Origin of the sequence: Cohnella sp., from assembly GCF_041640265.1 — a bacterium.
GTDB lineage: Bacteria > Bacillota > Bacilli > Paenibacillales > Paenibacillaceae > Cohnella.
Genome location: NZ_JBEQAP010000039.1, coordinates 1 through 23,608, shown reverse-complemented (window position 1 = coordinate 23,608; position 23,608 = coordinate 1). Strand labels below are relative to the sequence as shown.

Genomic DNA, 23,608 nt, shown 5'->3' with positions numbered 1-23,608 from the left:
CCGTTTAACGCGTTATTGCTTAGCTTGAGGCTGCTCCTTTGCTGCGTCTTTGACGATCCGACTGTGAAGCATCAAGCTGACGATTCCGTCCGGATCCTCGTCGGCATGAATGGCCTTAATTCCATCTGCGGGCTTAAGCTCAAGCGTGACCTGAGAGTATTCCACGTGAGGCGTATCCACCTCGGCCTCCACCATCCTCCGACCGATTGAGAGAACGTGGACATTCTCCAGAAGAACTGTAGAGATTCGCTCCTCCGTCAGTTTTTCGGCCTTCGTGAATACAATGTCAACGAAATCGCCTGGTTCGATTAGATTAGAGACGGACTGGACGATATTGACTCCGATCGAGACTGCGCGATATCCGTCCTTTACTTTCTTGGAGACGAATTGCGCTTCCTCCTGCTGGTCCTTCAGATGGTTCGAGAGGAGAATTTCACCCGCCGCCAAATTCGACGCCGTTACCTTTCCGGCCGCCTCGCTCGGATTTTTCAAAGCGGAGGGATGAACGCTTTCCATAGGAATCTGCACGACCTCCAGCATACCAGCGGACAGTTTCGTGTTCATCCGAACCTCCTGCTTGACCGCCACTACGCTAATCAGATTCCTGCTCAAGGCAGGGGCCTCTTTGTATTGCTTCATATAATTAAAAAATAGTACCGTCGTTACGATTCCCATCAGCAGCGCTGCTATCAATATGAGCTTTGATCTCATTGTTGTCACCTGTCCTAGACATAAATGTTGTTGCTATTCAACTAGCTTGATCGCATATGCGCCTTTGTCTACTGTACCCGGCTTAGTAAAACCCGTACCCGTTCTTTCGATGAACATACCGGTAATCGAAGTATCCTTGCTAGACATCGGCTCCAGTATGTAAAAGTAGGCAAAGCCCGTTACCTCAATGTGCTTGAGTTGGTTTGACTTTTGGTCATATGGCCGATAGACGGGAATCAGGATGACGCGCGGGGAATCCCGATGAGAATAGTCTCCCGGCGGATAAGGGTCGGAATCAATCCGCAGCTTCACCCCTTCTCTTGTTTTACCGGCTATGTTCCCTGTCTGCGTATCGATGATATCTCCGATTTTGATTTCATTCTGATACCCGTATTTCAAGTTGCTTTCATAGGTATTGGCACCGGGACCGCCAAGCGCCAGTATGCCGAAATAGCCTGTATCAACGTCGGAGCTGTCCACCTTGAGCTTATAGGTCGTGTTGTAAATAAGAGGAATCGATTCGTCAATGCCCAGCGGGGCCGCGCCGGAAGCAACCGCCATCGGCATGACCTGAGCCGCCGCTTCGACTATGACCGAGACGCTGTCATTGCCGAATAACCGACTGAATCCGAGCTGAACTTCCTTCTTCAGCTGCACGCGCACACTCGACTTCATTTGCACTTCCGTTCCAACCAAGCTTTCCTCCTCATGATGCTGGAGCAAAATGTCTTCAATAATTTCCTCCACTCGGGCTTCCTGTCCCGTCAGCTCCTGCGCACCGGATAACGCCGCAGCATTAGCAACCTTCTGAAGATGGCTTTTGGAAGCATACATCGTGCCGCCATCCACGACCAAACCGACAACAGTGAGCAGCAGAAGCATGGATAATCCCATCAGTACGATTGTGCTTCCGCGTTGCTCCTTAATTAGCTTCCTACCTAAACGTATCAGCATCCGTTCAATTGCCTCCTACTCCACCCGAATGGTAGAATTCGCTGAAAGAACCGGGTCCGGCATGATCTCCGTCATCAGCGGCGTCACTAGGGGGAGGGAGTAGGTTAAGGTTACGGTAATGTTCTCGCCGGATTTTCTCGTTGATTGCCCTGGCGATATAGTAACCTGCAACTCAGATGCATCCCCGACACGGACATGATTTCTGGCATAGGAGACGATCTCCGCATCATCCTTGCCAAGCCCTCCTAGCCTAACTGCCTCCTGCGACGTCATATTGAGACTGACAAAAGCAAATAACAGCCGCCCCAGATCAACGATGCCGCATATTAGCAGCAGCAACAACGGAAGCAGCAGAGCAAATTCGACAAGCGATTGCCCCTTCTGTTCCTTGATCATCCCGCTCCCCATCCTTTCAGCCATAAACAAACTGCCGCACCACCTGCAATTGCGACACCATATGGATAAGCGCCCGTTGTCCAGTACCCCTGCAGATTGGGCCTTATCCTAAATCGTAAGCAAATCAGTATAAAACCAGCAAATTGTAAGCGCTCTCGAATGCCATCCTTGAACAATACAATCGCTAAGGCCATAACAGAACCGATCAGCGCCATATAGACGGCCGCCGAGAAAACAAACTCTGCACCTTGAAGCGCTCCGACAAGAGCGAGAAGCTTAACGTCGCCAGCCCCCATACCGCCCATTAAAAAAGGGATGATTAGAATGGCTAAGCCGAGGGTAAAGCCTAATAGAGAGAATCCTAATCCTGCCCAACCGTCAGAAAGAACATGGAACAAGAATGCGAATACCATCGCCGGAAAAATCACGATATTATAAATCTTTCTATTCTTCAAATCCGTTATGACACAAATCGATAGGACGATTAATAGAACGATATGGGTCCACAAGCTGGCTCCTCCGTTTCGTAGACTTGGATAAAAGAAGGCCGTACGCCAAAGTGAACGTACGGCCTTCATGAGAGTCCAGCCGATTAAGGCGTAGGTGTGGCGCCCATTTCGGTAACGCCTGTATTGATTGTATCTTCCGCATTGTCGAACAGAGCAATAATATGTCCGCGAAGAGCGATCAAGGCAGCCACAACTGCAACCGCGATCAAGCCTAGTACTAGGCCGTACTCCGTCATCCCTTGTCCTTGCTCTTCTTTCAACAGGCTTTTGAATTTGTTCATCATTGTAAATTCCTCCTAGAATGGGTTTAGTGGTTTTTTTCGAATACTGCCGTTTGTCCAATCCGAACATCTGCTTGCTCAAGCGTCCCCGCAGGAAGCTCAACGACTGATCGGGTTCCCTTAATCGCCTTCCCGATAGTTCCGGGCTTCAATCGTTGCTGGATGCCGACGATTCGGCCTGCTTCGTTCAGATGAAGCACGTCAATCGAATACCTCATGAAGAATGAATGCACTGATCGGCAAGGTCGAATATGCAAGCCGTATCCATCAGATAGCGATTTCGTTAGCATCAGTCCTCGTAATCGCCTGAGAAACGAATATGCTTCGGCGATCTGGTGACCCACTTGATGCCCGCTTTCTTGAATGATCAGCTTCACTCGACATTTTCACCCCCTAGATATGCCAAATAACCCACCTTTTCCCGAAAGGAGGGTTCCAATTAAGAAGCTCCCCTTCATCTTTCGGCAGCTGGCTGGCAATAACGCTAGTGCGTCTTAGCCCCTATAGCTTTGCGTCACCGGCTTTCACCGGCTTTGCCTTTATCGAGATTCAGCTGAGCGTTTCGTTCGCCGATTCGATGTGATTTCATCATAAGCCGTTGCATAATATTCCTTAAATCCGTCTCAGTCCTCAATTTTCTGAATATTATGACATGTAATTTGACACCCTTTTACATAGTTCAAATGATAGAGGATGTTTTTCATAATAGGTCTTTTGGAGATTATTCATGAGGATATCTGCCCGATACACTGTCTGTCAAACCTATATTTACCACAATTAGGTGAAACACGACTATAAAAGGAACATGCACTCAATCGACACTTTAGGCTTACCTGTCCCCCTCCTTGCGAACCACAATATCGACAAAAAAAGAAAGCTAGTTCCGTTGCCGGTACTAGCCTTCTGTTCCTATATTTAGAGAAAGTCAAACTTGTTCCCAGGCCAACTTTCCTGTTTCTGCATTCTTCAACATGATAATTCCCTCAGAAGGCTCGCCTTCGGATGATTGTCGTTTCAGCTTAGAAAGCGACTTTTTACCGTGTCACCTCATATTACCGTATCTATTTTTGTTCTTTCTGTTCGTTATCACTCTGTTTAAAAAATGTCCTGAGAGCGTGACAGGTGCAATCAACATGTCATGAATGAGGTCCCCGACTGTGAATGATGCAAACAAACCAAGCAAACTGAACGTTAAAATCGCAACTGCAAACCATATGACACTCTTTACTTTTGCAGTATCTTTACTTGAAATCACGAATCCGATAATAAAAAGAGTAGCGAGTGAAATCGTGATCGAAATGACTTCTTCATAGCGAAGAACAGTTAAGGGATCGATAACATCCTTCAATAAATCCAATAAAACGGCAAGTAAAAAGGGGCTACCGTAAATAGATACAACGTACAGTACCAAACCTAAGATAACGTGCTTAATGATGGAACCTTTCCTGTTCATTTAAACAACCCCTTAAAAAGAACCACATGGTATGAAGTGCACTCCTTAGAATTTACACTCGCATGTGGTTCTGACATTATTTTGCCATGTAAAAATCAACAATTGGATTTTCCTTAATCCCTCTTACGGCGGTAGGCGAGGAATTTGCTTCTGCAACTGGCTCTCCAGCCATGCCTTCGTCTACGGACTTTCAGTTCCACTAAAGTTCAAATGATCTGCTTGTGATCTGAACATCAGGGTTCAACTGCTTTAATTGCAAACCATACTCTTTTTTCATCCCCGAAATATGCAATGACTCTATATTCGGAAAGTACTCCTTCAGGTTGATTAAATCGACCTCCACATTGCATAAAATGAAATCAATATGCTTGACGTATTTCAGTCTGATCTCTGTTAAATTCATTTCCTTGGTACAGCTATTTACAATTAACACTTCAATTTCCTCGAAAGTTTTTAGCGTACTTAAATCCAACTTTTTGCAGCTATCTACAACTAGCCTCTTAATGTTGCCGTTATCTCCTGTAAACCGTTCTAGATTTCGACATCCTAGTACATTGATATCATTTAAGCCTGATACAGCTACTGTGTTTCATAACTCCTTAAATTTGCAGCTTTTAAATGAAAGATTTTCGAAAAGGAATCTTTCCATTCTGCTAAATTCGGTTCCATTGAGCGATAAATATCTACGGTGTTAAGAAATTTAAATCCTGCAACAGCGGATAAATCCTCGGCTCGCTCAACAAAAAGATCAATGTTTTTTACAGTTGCTTGAGATAGCTGAGATATATCTCTGCGTCGATTACGGTGGGTTTGAATTTTGATGTAATCATCTTTATCAAACCACCCAATCCCATCAAATGATTGGATGTGTTGTCCACAGACATACAAAATCTTCAGATTATTAAACGCACATAATACGCCAAGATTTTTTAAAGAAGAATTATAGTCGATCGTTAGTTTTATAACTTTATCAATGCCTCTAATCTGTCTCAGATGCTCAATCAAAGCGTCAGCATCAACTTGTATATCCGACTGATTGCTGATTTTCAAGCTGTCATATTGCGGATCTATGTTTACTAATTGAGTAAAAGTGGATTCATCTATAGTAAGCTCAAGCATCGCAGCCCTTAACGCCTCATTTCTAGCACTGAAATAAGTACCTTTTCCCGAACATTTTCGGGTTGAAATACGGTATCATCTCGTATCATGAGTTTAAGTCTAAAATGAGCTTAGCCGCCCGCTTCATTCGGTACTGGGTGGGGGCTAAAAAAAGAAAACCACATGGAGTTGTTACACTCTTATGTGGCCACAAAAGGTTATATTCATTATTAAAGGTAAGGTAGCTGAAACGGGAGAGAGTCAAGATGAATCGCCCTCATAGTTACTTTTGATCATTTAGCAACTTAATTAGGCTCACTATACGCACTCGTTGTATCAATGCCGATGGAGTTGTTCTTTACATCCCAGGTGACGTTAAAGTCGATCTCTTTGGCAATGTCCCGCAGTTTGAAGTAATTGTAGCCTCCGATGCTGTAGGCCGTCAACTGAACCTCCTTGCCATCGATAAAAATTTTGGAAGAGCCCGATTTTGCGGATTGCGGTTTCGAAATGCCCGATACGGCGAGTTCCGTACCATCTGAAGTATAGGCTTTATTATTGCTGAGTTGAATGGCCTTGTGGACATCGTCCCAGCCGATTTGGAACTGCTTCCCGGATCCGTTTACGGCCATAGCCAAATCCCGGAGCTTGAAATAATTACTTCCTCCGATGTTATAAGCTTGGAAAGCAACCACTTTGCCGTCTACGACAACCTTAGAGGAGGCCGGATTTGCGGTGACCGCAGCCGATGTGCCTTCATTCCGGGTAGTCGTACCGCCGCCTTGGTTTGCAGAATCTGCTGCATCACCATTTGAAGGCTTTGTCCCGGGCTCGACGAGCATGAAATATAAGCCCTTGGAAGTGAATACCGTATTCCAGTCAGGATCGCTGGTGCTAAAATTAAAATCAAATACAGTGTCCTTGGGGAAGTCCTTCATTTCCTTCGTCGTTTTATTCAACCCGATTTCAAACGACACTTGATTATTTACGAATCCACCATGGAAGGAGTCCAATTCATCACCCGAGAACGTTTTGGATAAAGCATCCACCGCATAGGACTTGTCGCTGCCGGTCTTCACAACGTTGAAAATCAGGTAGTCGTCACGTTTGTTTGGCGTAGGCCGTTCAATAACGATAACGTCAACCTGAACCGTTTTCCCATTCGAATCTTTCGTTTGCACCTTCTTGTTTTCCACAAAGTTCGGAATCACGATTTTGTAGCCGGATCCTTCCCCGTTCACATTCAATTCCTTTCCTTGAACCTCTTCCGCATACGCAGGAACGGTTAAGCTACCGAACATAAGCAAGGAAACCATAAGCAACAAATAGAATTGTCTGATCTTTTTCATAAGGGCCTCCTGATATGTAGTGTGAGTGGCAGCGTGCGATTCGAATTTTACGAGTTGAACCTGATTTCTCTCACCTCGAATCTTCCCGAAAAAGCAAAAAACCGCAACGTCGAAGTGTTACGGTTGCAGGGCGAAATCGCGTGCAATCCAACGTTCAGCGGTCTGGCGATCCAACTTGGGACCCATGACTTTGCGTCCCCATCTTGCGATGGGTATGCCTTTTTTCGGTTGTTAGTCCTATAAACATATGAAAAAAGATCTAGGTTTTCACGCATAATTATAACAAATAGCCCTCTATATAGAAATGCTTTTTTTTCCATATCAGTGAATCGGGGCTTCCTTTATTCATCTTTTGATAACGTTCTTTCTCTAACGTCAGTTGCTTATTATAATCAATTAACGCAAACGCATCATTATAGAAGGTTTGATAAATAGTAGCTCCCCCGATATTAGGTGTAACAGTCCCCAATCTATTACCAGCCCACTTCAAGGCCTCTGGCGTGTTATTAACAGATTGCTTAACGACATTCCACTCATCTTCAGTAAATTTTTTAGTTGCGTCCCACGCAACGTCCACCCACTCAGGCCAATGGCCGGTCGGATCCACATAACTCAAGGGGTTATTGATAGCATAAATGTAAAGATTCAAACTTAACGGATTACCAATCTCCCCCTCATAGCTATCCTCACTAATAAAGCGAGCAGGACGCGGATCATAGTACCGAGCTTGCAGGTAGTAGTATTGCGTCTTCCTATCAAAATAGTATCCCGCATAGCGGATTTTAGCAGGTCGGTCGGATGTCTTCTTTTGGCTCTCTGGTTAGCCCAGCCAAAAGAAACCTCGATAAGCATGTAGCCAATCGAGGTCAAGGGGGGTTCATTATTAAAGTCCTTTATAACCTTTAGAGATTTAAACGCTGACAGTGAGTTTGCCTTTGAAGCAATCCCAGATTCTTCAACTCCGAAACTTCACCAAACTCAAAATCAATTTACTCTTTTAATTGCGATATAACCTCATCTTGATTAATTCACAATAAATCACCACAGGCTCTTCATCATTCTTGCGAACCCATTAACTTCAACGCTTAATCTGAACTGTTTTCATCAGGAAAACACAACATTTCTAGTAACTCTGAAAAGCTTGAAGCAACGTACAGAAGACTCAAATCTGAAGAATCAAAAGCAATCTCATGCTCCCAAAATACAATAGAAGGATTATCAGCATCCTTACGATAATCGAAACATATAAAATTGCCAAAAGGATCGTTAGCAAAAGGGATAACTTTTTTATCAGGTAATCTATCTATAATATCATTATAAACTTCTAAAATGTAATTTGAACTATCTGGATCATAACTAAGCAAATAGCCAAACACAGCTTTGCCATGTCCCGAAATTTGAAAAATCTCCAGAGAAGGACTACCGCCATGATACTTTAAAGCTACATCAACATAATCACTAGGGAATTCTATATCAAGTTTTTTTTCGACAAGTGAAATAACTTCTCTACCAACTTGTTGGTCTTGGAATTCCCAACCGATTATCTCCATAGACTGCAACCCCTTCCATTATTATTCTATTTCCTCTTCTACCAAACCTTCCGCCACCCCACATGGCTTTCCCTCCAGTATGACCTGTAAGTCTATGAATCTTGGCGTCAACTAATTGCAGTTTTCCTAATTCTTGATGATGATGCCATGCATAGCCTTTTGGTGTTTTACCTCGATTTATTTGTTTTATTTGCTCATCAGAAAATTTTGCTGCCAATTTCGGGTTCTTTTCAATGATTACTGCAAGAGCTCTATTAGCTTGTCTAAATTGTACTTCATCGCTCGTACTATAATACTCCATTTTTAACGCGGATGCGTTCGAATAGCTTCGTGTGTTCACCTGGCGGCAGATTGACTTCGCCGTTAACTATGTTATCAATGGCTTCGAGGAACTGATCGTTTTTCTCCGGTTCTGAATAGGGTATCTTTAAAAAAGTGGCTGCTCCATTAGAGCAGCCACAAAGAACTATTCGAATTGTACCTTTGCCGGTAAGCTCCTACTTATATATGTGCCATCACCGAGTTGTCCATGAGAATTATCTCCCCATGCCCAGATCGTTCCATCTTTTTGCAGAGCAACCGCATGATATTGACCCCCATCCACAGCAATGATGTCTTTTAATCCTTGTACTTGCTCAGGGGTATCTTTATCAACCGTTGTCCCGTCTCCAAGCTCGCCATGATCGTTATGACCCCATGTCAAAACCGTACCGTCGTTTTTGATTGCCATATTAAAAGAACGACCAAGGTCAATTGCAATCACATCGTTTAATCCCTTCACCTGTCTTGGGCGTTCTTCATCTTCATAACCCCATTCCCATACCGTACCATCGGATTTTAGAACTCTTACAGCTGTTGTCCCACTTGCCTGTACAATTTGATCGAATCCTAAGTCTACCGGACTGAGGTAATCCTCATGTCCCAAATCTATTGATTCATTCCATCCCCATGCCAATAGCTCACCATCTTTCAGAACAGTTAAACTAAATGCTAAGCCCCCAGATATTTGTTTTGCATCGTGGATACCTTCAACTTGTTTCGGTTGTCCGTTATCATCGTCTTCAATCGGTCTTCCAAGTTGAGTATATGAATTGTCTCCCCACGCCCAAACTGTACCGTCTTCACGGATGGCTAATGAATGGTTGTCGCCAGCAGCAATCGCGGTAACTTCAGACAATCCTATTACCTGTTTAGGGATCCCGGAGCTTTGACTGGAGCCATCCCCAAACTCACCTTCCAAATTCCTTCCCCAAGCCCATACGGTTCCATCCTCTTTTAACGCAATCGCATGTCCAGCACCATTGGCAATTGCCAGTACATTTGATATCCCTTTTACTTGCATAGGCGTGTTTCTACTTACGTTTGTTCCATCCCCAAGCTGACCATACTCGTTATCTCCCCATGACCATACCGTACCGTCCTCTTTTAATGCGACCGTAATATCTCCAAATGCACTGACCGAAACCGCGATTATTTTCGCTGGTGTTTTAGGCTCAACCTGGTCATTGCTTGTAGAAACACTTCCTTCCTGAAAATGGCTAGGAGAACTGGAGCTGGCCGAAGCAACATCTGGTTTGGATACAGAAAACTTCGCATGTGTACAACCGCTTAGAATAAAAACTATCAGGAGAAATATAGATAACCCTGTTTTTTTGCAACTCATCGTCCTCACACCCATCCGTTAGTTGGAGTTTTATTTTGTGGCAGTCCCGAATAAACAGGAATCGAAAAGGTAAAAAGAACGTCCAACTCTACGAGCCCTTTTGAAAAAGTGCTCGCTTTATTGTAAGCATCCATGATGTTGGTGGCATATTGTGCATTCGTAACATATATTTAGCAACTGCCCATTTCATCGTGTACAAAGTGTCCTTTCCATTGTTTACATATCTGTCATAGATGATTTGTGCACCGCCAATAATAGCTTTATCAACCGTATTCCACCCGTGATCTTTTGCAAACTTGGCTCCATTTTTATGTGACTGCGCACCATCGTTTGCCCCTAATCCATACATATTATACCAGCCCGTGTAGCCTTCAACTTCACCAATAGCGAGATCTGATGTGCCACCTCCGGATTCAACCTTCGCCTTGGCCGCCAAGAATACAGCATTCACGTTCTGCCCGCCTCGATACGTCAATAGGGGTTGAGTAAATACTTTTAAGCAAAAAAGAAAACCACATTGAGTTGTTACACTCGCATGTGGCAAATAGTATCAATAGCTATACTGTTTTGTAATGATTACGACAGCCTCACGTCTGTTTAGAAAGAATCTATTGTTTTTCTAACTCTAATATCAATTAATTCAGAGTTCTCATTAAATCCAAAATAGACTTCTACATCTGTGACAAAAATAATCTGATATTCTCCAATATGAACCGATATATGCTTTTTACCTACTTCCTCTCCGCGATCGATTCTATAACCATTTATATAACTTATTCCAACATCTGACCAACCTTCCTTAAGATTTGCGAATTGAATAATATCGTCCATCTGTGTTCCCACTGGGAATTGAGACAACATTTTTTGTCGTATTGTGTCCTCAGATCGTGTTAAAGGATTGAATACAAGTCGTATACCTGCAATAAGTAGGGCAGCAATTAGAATCAGAACGATTGCAAAAATCATTTTCTTTACCATAGACGCCACCAAGGTTTCTTTTTTTCTGTTGTTTCTTTTGGTTCCATGAAATAGTCGACCGGAACAGGCTTTCCAAATCCAGGGAGAATCCTATCTGGTTTTTCGATTTTGTATCCTGCCGCTTGCAAGAAACCAGTTACAAATGAATTTGAATTGTAACCACTACCTCCGCTTCTAGGGAACAAATCATAGTCAATTGGTTTCCGTTCTGAATTTTCGATGAAGTTGTCGAAAAGTTCCAAGAAATTTATTAATTCTTGGTCATCTTCCTGTTCACCCAGTTTTATCATATCTGTTTTAATACTAAGATCCTTATCCTTTGGTCTATTAATACCAGCTTTTAGTTTCGGATTTAGCACCCTCGATTGCCCTGCTCCTATAGTCATATATTGCATCCCCCTTTCCTCATCAAATTTTTTTATAAAATCTGTAGAATTCCAATACTCACTTTCTTCATCAATAAATATAATTATACTTAAATGATACCGCCCCGCAGCCACTTCATGAGCTCCGACGTACATCTCAACCTTATGTCCGCTTGGATCAATATACCTTAACGGATTATTATGCACATACGTATAAAGATTCTGACTCTGCGGATTCCACAAATCCCCCTTATACGTATCCTAGTTAATAAAGCGTACTCTACTAATAAAATGGGCGGCTGACTGTTTTTGCTACAATCGCCGCCCGATACTATGATTTTATCATGCCGCTTCGCCACTGGATACTACTGGAATTACATATGCTGACTTGGTTTTCATCAGGTAGTAGATGACGTTGACGAGTTTTCTCATAATGCAGACAATGGCTTGCTGCTTGGTTTTCCCCGCCACCATCTTCTGCTCGTAGTACAAATGGAAGTATGGATTGCGAGGCTCTTTCTTGGTACGGGTAACGGCAATCTGACGAATCGCAAGTGCTTTAATGATGTCATGCAGTTCTCGATTGCCCTGCTTGCTCTTGTAATTCCTATGCTTGTTCCCCGAACCAACCGCGATTGGAGCAATTCCGGCGAATCGTGCTAGCTTATCAGAGCTTGCGAAACGGTGAATGTCACCAATCTCTGATACCAGTTCAGCCGCCGTAACAAGTTCTATGCCTGTCATCGTCTCTAGTTGGAATCCAAGCTGCTTTATAAGGCTTTCGATTTCATTCTCGATACGGCTTATTTCCCGCCCGTAGAAGCGGATACTTTTAACAAGCCCTATGACGATAAAGTCTCTCTTGTCTTGGAAATCGCGGCTAGTATCTCCATCCTCGGCTATTAGAGTTAGAATCTGTTCGGCTTTCTTGGTGGATAGTCCGTTATTGCTTAGCTTTCGGAGATACATAGCCAGTTCCTCTACTCCCACGCCTGATAATCGGGAAGGTGACGGATACTTATGCCAAAAGGCTAACGCTGTTTTCCCGTCTATCTCGGAGAAGAACTTCTTGTAACTTGGATAATGATAACCTAGCTGCTGATGCAGCCGCTTTACCGCTCCTGTTAGGCTTTTCGCTTGCCATTTCCGCATCGTGACTAACTGACTAATCGCCCAATACAAGTCAATTGGCTTGGCATCCGGCAGGTTGGGCAGTTCATCTCTTAGAACCTTCGCCACACATTCAGCATCCCAAGCATCTGACTTCTGAATGGTCACATGGCTTTTGCGTCTTGCATTGGCTAGCTTGGCATTGACTTCTTTCACGCAACAGTTTTTCTCCGTCAGGTAAACCGCTAATGCTCTGCCGTAGCCGCCCACATCCTCCAAACCATACACAACGGAAATTCCCTTTTTCGTGTACTTCTTGACTTCCTTCTCTAGAAGCGGGAACGCTGTGGGCTTGTTATCGAACTTGATTTCCCCTAGCTTCTGATTCCAACAGTCAATGATAACGGCTGTGTGATGTTGTTTGTGAAGGTCTACCCCCACGTAGACTAATTTATCAGGCTGAATCATTCCTGTTCACTCCCTGTTGTTAGAATTGAATGGTTACTAACGAGCAGGAAACGATATTCCTGCCCATGAGTAACCACCCAATCGGATGGTTACGGATATTGTCGGATAATCAGGTCGCATCCTCAGTTCGAGCGGACGAGCCGCAAAGACACGTTAGCGAATCCTCATTTCCTTCAATGCTCCGATTAAATGATTGCTTGGTGCTGCCCCTCGGCTTCAATGCCGCCGTAGCGGTAAAGACCTTGATAGAAGCCCCTGCGGTCTAATATCCGCTTCACTTGCACTTTCGTGAACATCTTGCCTTGTTGCGTTGTAAAGCCTTCCTCATTCAATGCTGACGCTATCCTCTCAAGCGTCCATGTCGGGTACTGTTCCCGTATGTCAAAGAGCCGTATAACTGCCTGTGCTTGCTTCTCGTTCACTTCGATTGCCTTGTGACCTTTACGGGCTTTGTAACCGAACGCCGCCCGTCCTCCGGCGTAGCCGCCTTGTTCTGCTTTCTTATTGCGTCCTCGGCTTAATTTCATGCTGATTTCTAAGCGTTGGAATGCATCGAGCAATTCCATTAGCCCATTGATTAGAAAGTCGGATGGGTCTATTTTAAAGATGGAGTATGTCGGCTGCTCGATGCTTTTGACATCCACGACGTACTTCTTGAACTCCCGATGCACCAATACCTTTACGATGTCAGACCGCCATAATCGGCTCGTATTGAGCACGACAACTATGTCTATTGATTGCATAGACAGGGCGGCTAACATGCTCTGAAAGCCAATTCTATCCACCTCAAGCGCATCCTCGTCTACCTTCGCCCCGCTGATTCCTTCATCGCTGTAGACATTCAGTAAGTTCCATCCTTGCCCCTGACAATAGGAACGAATTTCATCCTGCTGATAGGTTAGACTGTAACCATCCTTGGCTTGTCCACTTGTCGAAACTCTAACATAACCGATGACATTCATGCTGTTTCCTCCCCCTCCGTTACGATAATTGAGATTAACGTAACGCTTAACCGAATCATAACTCGATTATATACCGCTTAACCGAAACACACAATGACTTTTACATAGAACGATGATATAATCGTCTCAAAGTTTTAGTACGGTTAAGCGTTACTCTTGGAGGGTAAACATGGCGATTCGTGTAAGGCTACGTCAGATATTAGAACAGAAGGGGATTTCCCAACGGGAACTTGGGCGAATAACAGGACTCCGCGCAAGTACCATTAATCATCTTTGTTCTGATAACGTAGACAGGGTTTACTTAGAGACACTTGAACTCGTCTGCAAGAAGTTAGACATCCGTATTGAGGAACTCATAGAGATTGATTGAGCAGTACCGCCTTCGGCGACAACGGCAGAATCCTTGTGCTTTACGTAAAGTCTTCTCCGCCCGCATTACCAACCAGGAATCAACAAACTCCCCCGAAATCGCAGACCGCCATCGGCGCGTCTGCTGTTTCTTTTTCAAGTGATTCTTTAGTTGATTCATGTAACTGAGTATTAGTTATATATCTTATTAGTGAGACTCTAGGACGGTAAGCAGCAGACTTTATGTCTATCTATCAGACACTCTGTCCAACATCACCGTCTCTATGTCTACTTCGCGGACACATAGTCTACGAAGCCTGTTTTGTCACTTTCAACATACTATTTGACGGTTACCTGACCAGAGAGTCTGATGAAATGACAGACTCGATATTATTGCCCGTTTACATCAGGGGGAAAGCGTTTAGCCAACTCCGAATAGAGATGTTGAGTAAAGCTGTCGAGGATTTCTTGTTCTGCGAACTTGGGTATAAATCTCCCCTCATAAAGCTTATGAAGTCTCACAGTAAACGCCTTGTACTCTTTACTCTTCACAATGCCTTGAACCCAAAGAGTCAACTCTCGCTCGTTTACGTTCTTACGCACATTGCCGACGAACTCATGCGCCTTTTCGGACATCAGTAGGTACGGGTGGGTGTGGAAATAACTCGGCAGGTAGTACGTATTGTTCTTCCTGTCCTGACTGACGAGAATCATCTTCTTCTCCGACAGTCCTGCAATATGACGCTCTATCGACTTTGAACTGCAACCAACATTTCTAGCCAACATCTCGATTGTCGGGTAGCATAAGTTCTTATCGCTCATATAAGCGACAAGGTCAATGAGAATTAACTTCTCATACTCACTCAACCCATAACAACGATGGATTTTGTGCGGCACTATGGTAAATCCCTTGTGTTTAGAAGTGAGCGTACTCTCTTGGCATACAGCATTCATGTACTCATTGGCGGCTTTGTAATTCTTATTCAGCCAGTTGTTTTTCATTTCAATATACCTTCCCTCTTATTCAGCGTTTGCCGCTGTGCGGCGGCTTTCAGGTTAGGAAGGTGGCTAGCCTGCACGTTACCTTACCTGTTCTATGTTAACTGGTACGTTACCAGATCGTTTTCTCACGATAACTATCGCTATATATGACTAGTTAGTTGCGGATCAAAATTAGCTTGTTAGATAACCGCCCTCACTATAATGGTCGCTCTATGTTTATTTGGAGTTGCGGCAACTACTCCACCTTCTCTATCGAGAGAAAAATTATTCGTTTCGATTATTTACAGAACCAATATATATGGGAAATACCGCGAGAAAGCGAAGGTAAGATATTAGGTGTGAAACAAGGTGGTATCTGAGGATTTCGACCATAGGTAATAGAAGAGAAAATATTGGAAAGGGTAATAATAGTCGAGCACACGCACTGCAAATGTGCGTACATCCAATTTTAGAATATTCCATAGTGGGCTAACGAGGGTTAAGTCGGGCTAAATAGGTTAAACCGATTCGATCGGCAAGGGGTGGGGATAAAATCTATAAGACAAAAAGAAACCACATGGAGTTGTTACACTCACATGTGGTTATTAATATACTTATTGATTAAATTCCCTTTAAGCCGCCAAGTAAAGTAACTATTATCAAAGAGACGCCTATTATCAACATTACATAACCACTTATCTTGTATCTCTTGATTGCTGATCTTGAAGGTGTTTTCTTCAATGTGTTTGTAGCTGTCGTTTTGTACATGAATTCAGGAAATAAAATGCCTGCTATCCCCCAAATTATAAATATTAAGAAAAATAAGGATACAGTAATTCTATCTTCCATCTATTTCCCTCCTAAGTGATAGTGCCACTCCATATAGTGCATGGGATAAGAAGGAGCGACTAAATTAATTCGTATAAGAACTTTTTCTCTTGATAAATTACCCTCACCGATATACATTGGAAGTTCTAAAGAAATTCCAACACCACCACCAACAATAGATTCCCAATCTGCATCTTCAATATCATAAGTGAATTTACCTTCAACAACAGTAAAGTATGGAAGTTGTTGTGTGTGTCCTCCACTCGCACCTCTATCTATACTTCCGCCATTGCCTACCGAACCCCCACCTGTAAAAGTACCTGATAATCCAACCTTACCATTTACTCCATAGAGTAAGCTCAAAGTTAGTTCACCATTTTGTATTTTTGCTTGAGCGCCTCCAGTTGCAATAACTGAAAGAGATACCGCACCTTTTATATAAGATTGTGTGACTAATCCACTATCACCAACTGAAGTAATAGTATTATTAGATTTAGAAACATTGTAAGATCCACCATTTACAAAATCAATTCTTTTAACCGAATCTGCGTATTTTAGACGTATTAGGTTTGCAGAATCATGAGCTGCTTGCATTCCAATCAAATTACCGCTACTCTTTGCAGCTTTATAAGCAACTTCAGCTTGTTTAATAGATTGTTGATCACCATATCCATAATGAATATTTTTGTCGATTTCCATACTGTGACCAGATGGATCAATATACATCAATGGATTATTCGCAACATACGTATAAAGATTCAAAGTCAAAGGATTATCAATCTGCCCCTTATACGTATCCTCACTTATAAACCGCCCCAACTCCGGCTGGTAATACCGCGCTCTCGCGTACGTAAGCCCGCTGGTATAATCATACCCCAATCCGGTGTAACCGAAAAGGTTGTCCGGTCCCGGCCAGTTCGGGTCGAATTTCTTCGCGGGCAGCGGGATGCCGAACTCGTCGTAATGGTAGCGCGCCGACATGCGCCCGTCCTCGGTCATGACTCCCAGCGCACTTCCCAGCCCGTCAGCCATATAGTACAGCGTCTTCGGCGAAGCGCCCGGTTCCGCCCCGCCTGCCCCCGGCGAAGGCTCCCAGCCGTTATCATGGTCGTACGCCGGCAAGTAGGTCATGCTGACCCGTTCCCCGCCTGCTCCGTAAACATACGTTTCCTTCCATTTCGTCGGGTCCGATTCGGTCACCTGGATCGGTTCGGGCAGCGCCAGACTAACGTCGTTCGTGTAATGGAACTCCCAATGCTTCTTCTTGTACTGCTTCTCCCAGCCGTCGCGTGTTCCGCCCGGATGATCTTCCGGATACGTCGTTTCCCCGCCGCACTTGCCTGCCAGTCCCGGCGGAACGAAGCCCGGCGGAACGGTAAAGCAATTCTGGGCTCCGGAGCCATCGCCGTTTCCGTTTCCAGGTTCGCTGCCACCATCAGCATTGCCGCATTTGTCCGCTAGTCCTGGCGGCACGAAGCCAGGCGGCACTTCAAGGCAGTCCGAACCGCCGTTGCCGTCTCCTGTGCCGTTGCTGTTGCCATTGCCGCCGTTGCCGTTTCCAATGCCGCGGCCATCCTCCGGGATGTAGGCCAGGTCGACGATCATCTTCATCCGGTTGCCATCACCGTCGTAAGCATAACGCGTAATGTCGCCTTTGCTATTGATTTGCTCAATCAACCGGCTTGCTCCGTTCCAGGCATAGCGCTCGATTGTTTCCGGCTCGGACCATTGCGGTTCATTTAATGCCATTAAAGACTCGATAACCGCATCGACTTCCGTAATCGGATCACCGGACTCATAGACATTGGCCGTTACCGAAGGATCATACACGGATGAGGTCACCGCCGCGTCCGTCTCCAGCTCAGTCTCCGGAAGCAACAAATTCTTCTGCATCACCTGCAGCAAGTTGCCCCGAGGGTCGTAGGTGTAGTCTTTGATCTCGCTGCCGTTCGTCCATTGAAGGAGACGATCCGCCGCATCGTACGTATACGATTCGGCACCTTGCACATCCCCCCACACGCTTGTTTTCTTCAAACGATTCCCCACAGCGTCATAAAGGTAGCCTGTGGATACCGGCAGGTCCGCTTCCAAGCCGTTCTGCGTCTGAACGCTCACCAGCTGATTCAGCGCGTCATACGCATAGTCGGTCACGATCAACTCCTGGCTGTCGCCCCCGTCCTCGTCGTCCCCGTCCGACAGACGCTCGCTGCGGATCCGGTTGCCGAGCGGGTCGTAGGCATATGTCATTTGCTCCATCACTTTGCCGAATTGATTCCGGTGGCTCAGCTCCAGCAGCTGTCCGGCATCGTCATAGCGGTAGCTGCTTTGTCCCATTGTCGGGAGATTCTTGGAGATGAGCATGCCCCGCGCATCGTAAGCATAGGTCGTGACTCTGCCCTCTGCATCCGTTACGGCTGTCATCCGGTCCAGCAGATCGTACTGATAGTGGACGACGGCGGCATCCGGATACACGACTTTGCTGCGCTGTCCGCTAGGCGTCCACTCGTATTGAATGGTCTTCTCGTAAGGATCGGTTACCTTAGTCAGACGGTTCAGCGCATCGTAGATATAGCTCGTCTCCCCGAGCTCATCGGTCATTCGCGTCCTGCGTCCAGCCGCGTCGTATTCGTAACCGACCTGCTTGCCGTCCGGATAGAGAATGTCCGTCAATCGGCTCATAAGGTCATAGCCGTAGCTGGTCGTTTCGCCATCCGGCAGCTTCACGCCTGTCCGATTGCCGAGACTGTCGTACATCAGCTCCGTCACGCGCTGCTCCGGACCGATTTCCCGTATCAACTGGCTGTTCAGGTTATATTCATAGGAAGTCATGCGTCCAAGGGCATCCGTCTTCGACGTGATATGGCCCATGGCGTCATAGCTGTAAGCCGTCGCAGCCCCAAGCGCATTGGTCACCTTATGCAGCCGGCCGAGCGGATCGTAGCCGTATTGCGTCGTCTGTCCCTTGGCGTCCTTCAAGGCGGTAAGCAGGCCGCGGGCATCGTAGGACATTTCCGTCATGTGACCGAGCGGATTGATCAGCGCGGTCACCTGTCCGGCCGCATCGTAGCGGTAGATTGTCGCTTTCCCGGCTTCGTCGATCGAGTCGACGACCCGGCCAAGCGCGTCCCGGGTCATCTCGGATACTTGTCCGAGCGGATCGGTGATCTTGACGAGCATGCCGCGCGGGTCATAATCGAGCTGCCATACCCCGCCGTTCGGGTTAACGGTCTGAATCAGGCGATCGGCGCTGTCATACGCATAGACGGTCTTCTGTCCCAGGGCATCCGTCTGTTCGATCAATCTGCCCAGCGGATCGTAGGCGTATAAGACAGAGTGGCCCAGCGGATCGATTTCCTGCGTCAATCGTCCGGCCGCGTCATAGCTCATCAGCGATACGCCGCCCTCAGCGTCGGTCACCTTCAGCGGCAGATTGCGCCCATCGTATTCGATTCGGGTTTCGCCGCCGTTCGGATCGACGAAACGCTTCAGATTGCCGTTAGGGTCGTATTCGTAGCGGCTCACGCCGCCCTCCGGATCGGTTACTGCCTCCAAACGGTTAATATCGTTGTAGCTATAAGCCGTTTCGGCCCCGTTCGGGTCGATCCGTTTCGTCAGGTTCCCTACGGCATCGTACTCGTTATGGGTTGTATTTCCCAGAGCGTCGGTCACCGCACTCACTCTCGCGTAGCTGTCATACGCATAGACGGTGCGCGATCCCGCCGCATCGGTGTAGCTAGTCAGATTGCTGTCCTTGTCATATTCATACCGCTCGGTATTCCCAAGCGCATCGATTCGCGCGGTGACCCGATCCCGCGGGTCGTATTCCATCTGCGTCCGCTGTCCCAGCGCGTCCAACAAGCTGGTGACGCGGTGCAGCGGATCACGGAGCATTTCTTGACGGTTGCCAAGCGGGTCCGTAATCCATTTCGCAAAACCGTACTCGTCATTCTCGATGCTGACGGTTTCGCCGTTCGCGTTCGTAACGGATACCGGGATGCCCCGTCCATCCACCGCAATGCGCGAAACACCGCCTTCAGCGTCAGTAATAGCGGTCAGGTTGCCGTTGCCGTCATAACCGAGCGCCGTCTTGTGTCCAAGCGGATCGAGGATCTCCTCCGGCAGATTGAAGACGTTATACCGGATTTCCGTCTGATAGCCTTCCGGGTCCTTGGCACGGATCAGGTTGCCTGCATGGTCGTACATATATCCCCAGACCCCGCCGCCGCGGTCTGTCATTTCAATCAGATTGTCGTGCTTATCATACAGGTAACGTTCGGCTGTCCCGTCCGCGTAGGTCACGGCCGTTTTACGGTAACGCTCGTCGTATTGATAAACGGTCTGCCTTCCAAGCGCATCGGTTGTCACCGTCCGCATCTCTTCGGGAGCATATTCGATGCTGCCCCATACCCCTGCAAAATCCCGCTGGCGCACGACCCTGTCCTGCTCATCGTATTCATTAATGAGCGCGGCCGTTTCATTCGGATTGAGAATTTCGGTTATGCGGTGCTTATCGTCATATTTATAAGCAATCCTTGCCCCGTCGGGGAGGATCATGGCCATCAAATCATGATTAACGGCATCATACTCATAGGCGGCATACCGTCCCGAATGGTCGGTTACCCGCGCGACCTTGCCCCCGGCTCCATAGGTGAGCGTCAGCTTCGCGCCGCTCGTCGCCACTTCGGTAAGCAGGCTTCCCAAATAAGCAAGCTGAATGTGATTGCCGTTCGGATCTATGATCTGGTAAATCAAACCGTCTCTGCGATAGATGTAGGACCATCTCTGCGTCGTTTGCTGCTTATAGGTACCGTCTTGATTTTTCACCAGTGTGTCGTATATGCCGTCCTGTCCTGTATACTGCCCGTTGCCGGTCGGCTCGAAGCGGTGGCTTGCGCCTTCGGGGGATACCGCATAGACAACGCCGTTCTCCCGGAACTCCAATCTCCGCTCATACGTATGATGCCAGCCGACGCCAAAATCGCCGTTATAGCGGTCCCGGCTGTGGTACGTCAGCGTCAAGTCAAGCGGTATAACCGCCTGCGCGCTGAGATTCGTATGCCGGAACACGAAGTCCCCCGTCGCCAGGTTGACCGGGTCGAACGCTTCCGCAATCGGATGGTCGTTGCGGTTCGCATATTCCTCGTGGATTCGCTCGTCATCTTCCATGCCAATTTCTCCGGCTTGCAGCGGCTCCATGACCAGCAGGTTTACGCCCTCTTCGAGGTTGCCGTAGCAGGTCTGCCTATTGCAATCCTCCACGGGAAAGCCGTTGTCGCTGGCTACCTTACCGATTTTCTCGACAATGGCTTCTTTCTCGATCACATTGTAATAATAGCTGGCGATGACCGACCAGTTGATATTCCATGCAGGCGTTTTATATCTCAGCACCCGCAGCGTTTTCGAGCTGTCTGATTGCTTCTCGTCGAAATCTCTCGTCGCGACAGCCTGGATTTCTGCGATTTCATAAGCGGGCAGCCGCACCTTCACTTCCCATTCGCCAACATAATCCTCGGGCAGGTTATCCGAACGTTCGGGGAAGTCCATAAAGTAGGCAGCGTTAACCGGTATGTCCAGCGCCCATAACGATTCCCTGGGTTTGACCTCAATGTTCGTTGCAAGCGTTTCAACGCTTCCGTCATCGACGGCCGTATCATTGCCGACTCTGCGAATTCGCTTCATCTTCAGCTCAACCTTGGTGCCTATCTCCGCAATGCCCCTGATCGTGTGCTCCTCGCTTCCCGTATCGGACACGATCTCCAGCCCTTTCGGCTGCGGAGGCTTCGGGTTTATGATTTGCACGCTGCCTGAATTGCCGTTATCCGGAAACCGGGTCGGCGTGACCCGAATCTGGTAGCTGCCTTCTTCGACAGGCTCTCCGTTCACCTTGCCATCCCATGTATAGCTATTGTTCGTTTCGGTCCGGTACGAACCGGTTTCCAGCATGGCAACCGTGGAGCCGTTACGCTCCAGACTGATCTCCGTGCTATGGGATGCTTGTGTAGTATCATCCGGGTCCGGATCATCGAAGCTGAAGTTCACCTCCGTCCGTCCGTTATATACCGAGCTAAGCGATTGGGGATTGATCTGCAGCGAAGTATCCGCATACGCTCTCGGCAGATTTGCATTCGGCAGCAGCGGAAGCCCGGTCAAAAGCACGATAAACGCAAGCATGCCTTTTCCGATTTGACCCCACACCGATCGACGACGTCTGCGCTTTGTCTCTTTACCCATTGAATACCTCTCCCTTCATGGCTAGCCACCTGTAAATGACTACTGCCGCTTCCGAACGCGTACTCGTTCCGCCGGGATTCAACCAGCTTCCGCTGCCTTGGATGATCCCGCTCTTGATGGCCGCTTCGACAGACGGCTTGGCCCACGCACGCACACGGTCTCCATCGGCGTAGCCCGAGAGCATACCGCTTGTATCTTCCTTCGGCAAACGAGCGGCATTGGCCAGCATGACCATCATTTCTTCGCGGGTGACAGCGGCATTCGGCTTGAAAAGACTGCCTTCATAGCCCTTGATCCATCCCGCTGCGACCGCCTGCCCGATCCACCGGGCAGCCCAGTGGCCGTCCGGCACATCACGGAACGATCCCCCGCCTGCTTGTACGGTCTCGAGCCCCGCCGCCTCGACCAGCATCTTGGCGAACTGGGCGCGCGTCACGGATTGCTTGGGCTCAAAATTCCCCATCTGCATCCCGTTCACGATCCATCTGGACGCCAGCACTTCCACTTCCGATTGCGCCCAATGGCCGTTCATATCCGGGAAGGAAGGCGCGTAGATAAAGAGCGCGTACAAGCCCGGCATAACAACCCGCGAGCGGATCGTGCGCCATGCCGAATCTGCCGTTCCCCCCGCATAAACCCATTTGCCGTCCGATTCGACGTACCGGTAAATGCCCGTCCGGTTTGCCAAATCGGCTGTCTCTAAGGCGCGTTCCAATTCGAAGGTCAGCATGGCCGGCTTCTTCAGCTCCGCTTCCGCGGTCCATTTCCATGCCATGCCCGCCCAGGTCATGCCTTGCGCCAGCTTACTGCCGAACAGGGCGGTATCCGTGCTTTTCTCCAGTACGATCCGTGTTTCTCCGTCAAATGTACCTTGTTCAAACGCCAACGACGCCGCTTGATCGGCCGACACAATACCGCCGCCTGAGCCGATGACGGCGCCTCCCGCAGGTTGAACGCCGGCCGGGCTGCCTGAAAGGCCTGCTTCTGTTTGGACGATGGTTCGGTTCACCAGCTTTCCATTATTCACAAGGGCAAGCCCGTCCCCGTTAAATCCGATAAATTGCGAAGGCTCTGCTGCGCCGAGCGTGTAAGGAGAGCCGCCGGTCAAATCCGCACCCTTCATGACCGCCGAACCGCCGGATGCTTCGAGCCAGACAGCCATTCCGTCCGAGATGCTCATTTCTTTATACTCGACACCCTTCATGACCGGTCCGGTCAGATCGACCGGCTGCGGATTGCTTTCGCCCAGCATTCCTGTAGAGCGTTAAATTTCCACTTTGTAAATAATGAAGCACCCCTATAGGATAGAGGTAGGCCCCACGAAGGCACTACATTCTATCCTAGGAGATGCTCTACTATGAAGTTTAAACAAC

Annotated in this window: 23 protein-coding genes, 1 pseudogene and 2 riboswitches; of the genes and pseudogenes, 1 reads left to right on the top strand and 23 read right to left on the bottom strand. The window is 47.3% G+C overall.

Translation table 11 applies throughout. From position 1 onward, the window contains the following. Positions 1–12: 12 nt before the first annotated feature. The 19 genes and pseudogenes from cpaB to ACESLK_RS21980 form a co-directional block, all read right to left on the bottom strand. Positions 13–711: a Flp pilus assembly protein CpaB gene (cpaB, locus tag ACESLK_RS22070; protein WP_373231875.1), complete on the bottom strand. Its 699-nt coding sequence runs from the start codon at positions 709–711 to the stop codon at positions 13–15. 33 nt (positions 712–744) lie between these two features. Further along, entirely contained in the window at positions 745–1,665 is a 921-nt protein-coding gene (locus ACESLK_RS22065; protein WP_373231874.1) for a pilus assembly protein TadG-related protein, read from the bottom strand. A gap of 15 nt (positions 1,666–1,680) precedes the next feature. Then, a complete protein-coding gene (locus ACESLK_RS22060) occupies positions 1,681–2,061 on the bottom strand; it encodes a TadE family protein (protein WP_373231873.1) in 381 nt (126 codons plus the stop codon). Continuing rightward, entirely contained in the window at positions 2,058–2,570 is a 513-nt protein-coding gene (locus ACESLK_RS22055; RefSeq protein WP_373231872.1) for an A24 family peptidase, read from the bottom strand. The genes ACESLK_RS22060 and ACESLK_RS22055 overlap by 4 nt, the downstream gene beginning before the upstream one ends. Before the next feature lie 83 nt (positions 2,571–2,653). After that, the gene (locus tag ACESLK_RS22050) at positions 2,654–2,854 is read right to left on the bottom strand and encodes a Flp family type IVb pilin (protein WP_373231871.1); all 201 of its coding nucleotides are present in this window, start codon (positions 2,852–2,854) and stop codon (positions 2,654–2,656) included. Positions 2,855–2,877: 23 nt separating this feature from the next. Next, positions 2,878–3,228: a DUF192 domain-containing protein gene (locus tag ACESLK_RS22045; RefSeq protein ID WP_373231870.1), complete on the bottom strand. Its 351-nt coding sequence runs from the start codon at positions 3,226–3,228 to the stop codon at positions 2,878–2,880. An 83-nt stretch (positions 3,229–3,311) separates the two neighbouring features. Continuing rightward, positions 3,312–3,399: riboswitch (cyclic di-GMP riboswitch) on the bottom strand. Between the two features lie 494 nt (positions 3,400–3,893). After that, a complete protein-coding gene (locus ACESLK_RS22040; RefSeq protein ID WP_373231869.1) occupies positions 3,894–4,304 on the bottom strand; it encodes a hypothetical protein in 411 nt (136 codons plus the stop codon). 579 nt (positions 4,305–4,883) lie between these two features. Then, complete coding sequence (locus tag ACESLK_RS22035; RefSeq protein WP_373231868.1) at positions 4,884–5,423, bottom strand: hypothetical protein; 540 nt, start codon at positions 5,421–5,423, stop codon at positions 4,884–4,886. 284 nt (positions 5,424–5,707) lie between these two features. Then, positions 5,708–6,751 (bottom strand): hypothetical protein, encoded by a 1,044-nt coding sequence (locus tag ACESLK_RS22030; protein ID WP_373231867.1) that lies wholly within the window; start codon positions 6,749–6,751, stop codon positions 5,708–5,710. Between the two features lie 153 nt (positions 6,752–6,904). Next, a riboswitch (cyclic di-GMP riboswitch) is annotated at positions 6,905–6,980 on the bottom strand. 48 nt (positions 6,981–7,028) lie between these two features. Then, positions 7,029–7,367 carry a hypothetical protein gene (locus tag ACESLK_RS22025; RefSeq protein ID WP_373231866.1) on the bottom strand — a complete coding sequence of 113 codons (339 nt, stop codon included), beginning with the start codon at positions 7,365–7,367 and terminating at the stop codon, positions 7,029–7,031. Between the two features lie 33 nt (positions 7,368–7,400). Next, positions 7,401–7,532: pseudogene (locus ACESLK_RS22020) on the bottom strand (RHS repeat-associated core domain-containing protein); the annotation flags it as partial. A gap of 304 nt (positions 7,533–7,836) precedes the next feature. Further along, positions 7,837–8,301 carry an SMI1/KNR4 family protein gene (locus ACESLK_RS22015; RefSeq protein ID WP_373231865.1) on the bottom strand — a complete coding sequence of 155 codons (465 nt, stop codon included), beginning with the start codon at positions 8,299–8,301 and terminating at the stop codon, positions 7,837–7,839. Then, on the bottom strand, positions 8,258–8,602 hold the full coding sequence (locus ACESLK_RS22010) for an HNH endonuclease (RefSeq protein WP_373231864.1): 345 nt from the start codon (positions 8,600–8,602) through the stop codon (positions 8,258–8,260). Before ACESLK_RS22010 ends, ACESLK_RS22015 begins: the two co-directional genes overlap by 44 nt. A 165-nt stretch (positions 8,603–8,767) precedes the next feature. After that, positions 8,768–9,964, bottom strand: a complete 1,197-nt coding sequence (locus tag ACESLK_RS22005) for an RCC1 domain-containing protein (RefSeq protein ID WP_373231863.1) — start codon at positions 9,962–9,964, stop codon at positions 8,768–8,770. Between the two features lie 88 nt (positions 9,965–10,052). Next, positions 10,053–10,415 (bottom strand): hypothetical protein, encoded by a 363-nt coding sequence (locus ACESLK_RS22000; protein ID WP_373231862.1) that lies wholly within the window; start codon positions 10,413–10,415, stop codon positions 10,053–10,055. A gap of 146 nt (positions 10,416–10,561) precedes the next feature. Then, on the bottom strand, positions 10,562–10,942 hold the full coding sequence (locus ACESLK_RS21995) for a hypothetical protein (protein ID WP_373231861.1): 381 nt from the start codon (positions 10,940–10,942) through the stop codon (positions 10,562–10,564). Beyond that, positions 10,936–11,550, bottom strand: coding sequence for an RHS repeat-associated core domain-containing protein (locus tag ACESLK_RS21990; RefSeq protein ID WP_373231859.1), 615 nt, complete (start codon positions 11,548–11,550; stop codon positions 10,936–10,938). The genes ACESLK_RS21995 and ACESLK_RS21990 overlap by 7 nt, the downstream gene beginning before the upstream one ends. 99 nt (positions 11,551–11,649) lie before the next feature. Beyond that, positions 11,650–12,885 carry an IS110 family RNA-guided transposase gene (locus ACESLK_RS21985; protein ID WP_373231858.1) on the bottom strand — a complete coding sequence of 412 codons (1,236 nt, stop codon included), beginning with the start codon at positions 12,883–12,885 and terminating at the stop codon, positions 11,650–11,652. Positions 12,886–13,070: 185 nt separating this feature from the next. Then, entirely contained in the window at positions 13,071–13,847 is a 777-nt protein-coding gene (locus ACESLK_RS21980) for a recombinase family protein (protein WP_373231857.1), read from the bottom strand. 169 nt (positions 13,848–14,016) lie between these two features. Between ACESLK_RS21980 and ACESLK_RS21975 the strand changes: the two genes are divergently transcribed. Continuing rightward, on the top strand, positions 14,017–14,217 hold the full coding sequence (locus ACESLK_RS21975; RefSeq protein WP_373231856.1) for a helix-turn-helix domain-containing protein: 201 nt from the start codon (positions 14,017–14,019) through the stop codon (positions 14,215–14,217). Positions 14,218–14,585: 368 nt separating this feature from the next. On the opposite strand, the gene ACESLK_RS21970 is transcribed toward ACESLK_RS21975, so the two are convergent. From ACESLK_RS21970 to ACESLK_RS21955, 4 genes are all read right to left on the bottom strand, one after another. Continuing rightward, complete coding sequence (locus ACESLK_RS21970) at positions 14,586–15,197, bottom strand: helix-turn-helix domain-containing protein (protein WP_373231855.1); 612 nt, start codon at positions 15,195–15,197, stop codon at positions 14,586–14,588. 600 nt (positions 15,198–15,797) lie between these two features. Continuing rightward, on the bottom strand, positions 15,798–16,025 hold the full coding sequence (locus tag ACESLK_RS21965; RefSeq protein WP_373231854.1) for a DUF6199 family natural product biosynthesis protein: 228 nt from the start codon (positions 16,023–16,025) through the stop codon (positions 15,798–15,800). Next, the gene (locus ACESLK_RS21960; RefSeq protein ID WP_373231853.1) at positions 16,026–22,235 is read right to left on the bottom strand and encodes an RHS repeat-associated core domain-containing protein; all 6,210 of its coding nucleotides are present in this window, start codon (positions 22,233–22,235) and stop codon (positions 16,026–16,028) included. Then, positions 22,228–23,487: an S-layer homology domain-containing protein gene (locus ACESLK_RS21955; RefSeq protein ID WP_373231852.1), complete on the bottom strand. Its 1,260-nt coding sequence runs from the start codon at positions 23,485–23,487 to the stop codon at positions 22,228–22,230. Before ACESLK_RS21955 ends, ACESLK_RS21960 begins: the two co-directional genes overlap by 8 nt. Between the last annotated feature and the right edge of the window lie 121 nt (positions 23,488–23,608).

Coding starts and splice junctions, on each gene's coding strand:
- cpaB (WP_373231875.1), bottom strand. CDS start 711: ATGAGATCAAAGCTCATATTGATAGCAGCGCTGCTGATGGGAATCGTA.
- ACESLK_RS22065 (WP_373231874.1), bottom strand. CDS start 1,665: ATGCTGATACGTTTAGGTAGGAAGCTAATTAAGGAGCAACGCGGAAGC.
- ACESLK_RS22060 (WP_373231873.1), bottom strand. CDS start 2,061: ATGATCAAGGAACAGAAGGGGCAATCGCTTGTCGAATTTGCTCTGCTG.
- ACESLK_RS22050 (WP_373231871.1), bottom strand. CDS start 2,854: ATGATGAACAAATTCAAAAGCCTGTTGAAAGAAGAGCAAGGACAAGGG.
- ACESLK_RS22040 (WP_373231869.1), bottom strand. CDS start 4,304: ATGAACAGGAAAGGTTCCATCATTAAGCACGTTATCTTAGGTTTGGTA.
- ACESLK_RS22035 (WP_373231868.1), bottom strand. CDS start 5,423: ATGCTTGAGCTTACTATAGATGAATCCACTTTTACTCAATTAGTAAAC.
- ACESLK_RS22030 (WP_373231867.1), bottom strand. CDS start 6,751: ATGAAAAAGATCAGACAATTCTATTTGTTGCTTATGGTTTCCTTGCTT.
- ACESLK_RS22015 (WP_373231865.1), bottom strand. CDS start 8,301: ATGGAGATAATCGGTTGGGAATTCCAAGACCAACAAGTTGGTAGAGAA.
- ACESLK_RS22010 (WP_373231864.1), bottom strand. CDS start 8,602: ATGGAGTATTATAGTACGAGCGATGAAGTACAATTTAGACAAGCTAAT.
- ACESLK_RS22005 (WP_373231863.1), bottom strand. CDS start 9,964: ATGAGTTGCAAAAAAACAGGGTTATCTATATTTCTCCTGATAGTTTTT.
- ACESLK_RS21995 (WP_373231861.1), bottom strand. CDS start 10,942: ATGGTAAAGAAAATGATTTTTGCAATCGTTCTGATTCTAATTGCTGCC.
- ACESLK_RS21985 (WP_373231858.1), bottom strand. CDS start 12,885: ATGATTCAGCCTGATAAATTAGTCTACGTGGGGGTAGACCTTCACAAA.
- ACESLK_RS21980 (WP_373231857.1), bottom strand. CDS start 13,847: ATGAATGTCATCGGTTATGTTAGAGTTTCGACAAGTGGACAAGCCAAG.
- ACESLK_RS21975 (WP_373231856.1), top strand. CDS start 14,017: ATGGCGATTCGTGTAAGGCTACGTCAGATATTAGAACAGAAGGGGATT.
- ACESLK_RS21970 (WP_373231855.1), bottom strand. CDS start 15,197: ATGAAAAACAACTGGCTGAATAAGAATTACAAAGCCGCCAATGAGTAC.
- ACESLK_RS21965 (WP_373231854.1), bottom strand. CDS start 16,025: ATGGAAGATAGAATTACTGTATCCTTATTTTTCTTAATATTTATAATT.
- ACESLK_RS21960 (WP_373231853.1), bottom strand. CDS start 22,235: ATGGGTAAAGAGACAAAGCGCAGACGTCGTCGATCGGTGTGGGGTCAA.
- ACESLK_RS21955 (WP_373231852.1), bottom strand. CDS start 23,487: ATGCTGGGCGAAAGCAATCCGCAGCCGGTCGATCTGACCGGACCGGTC.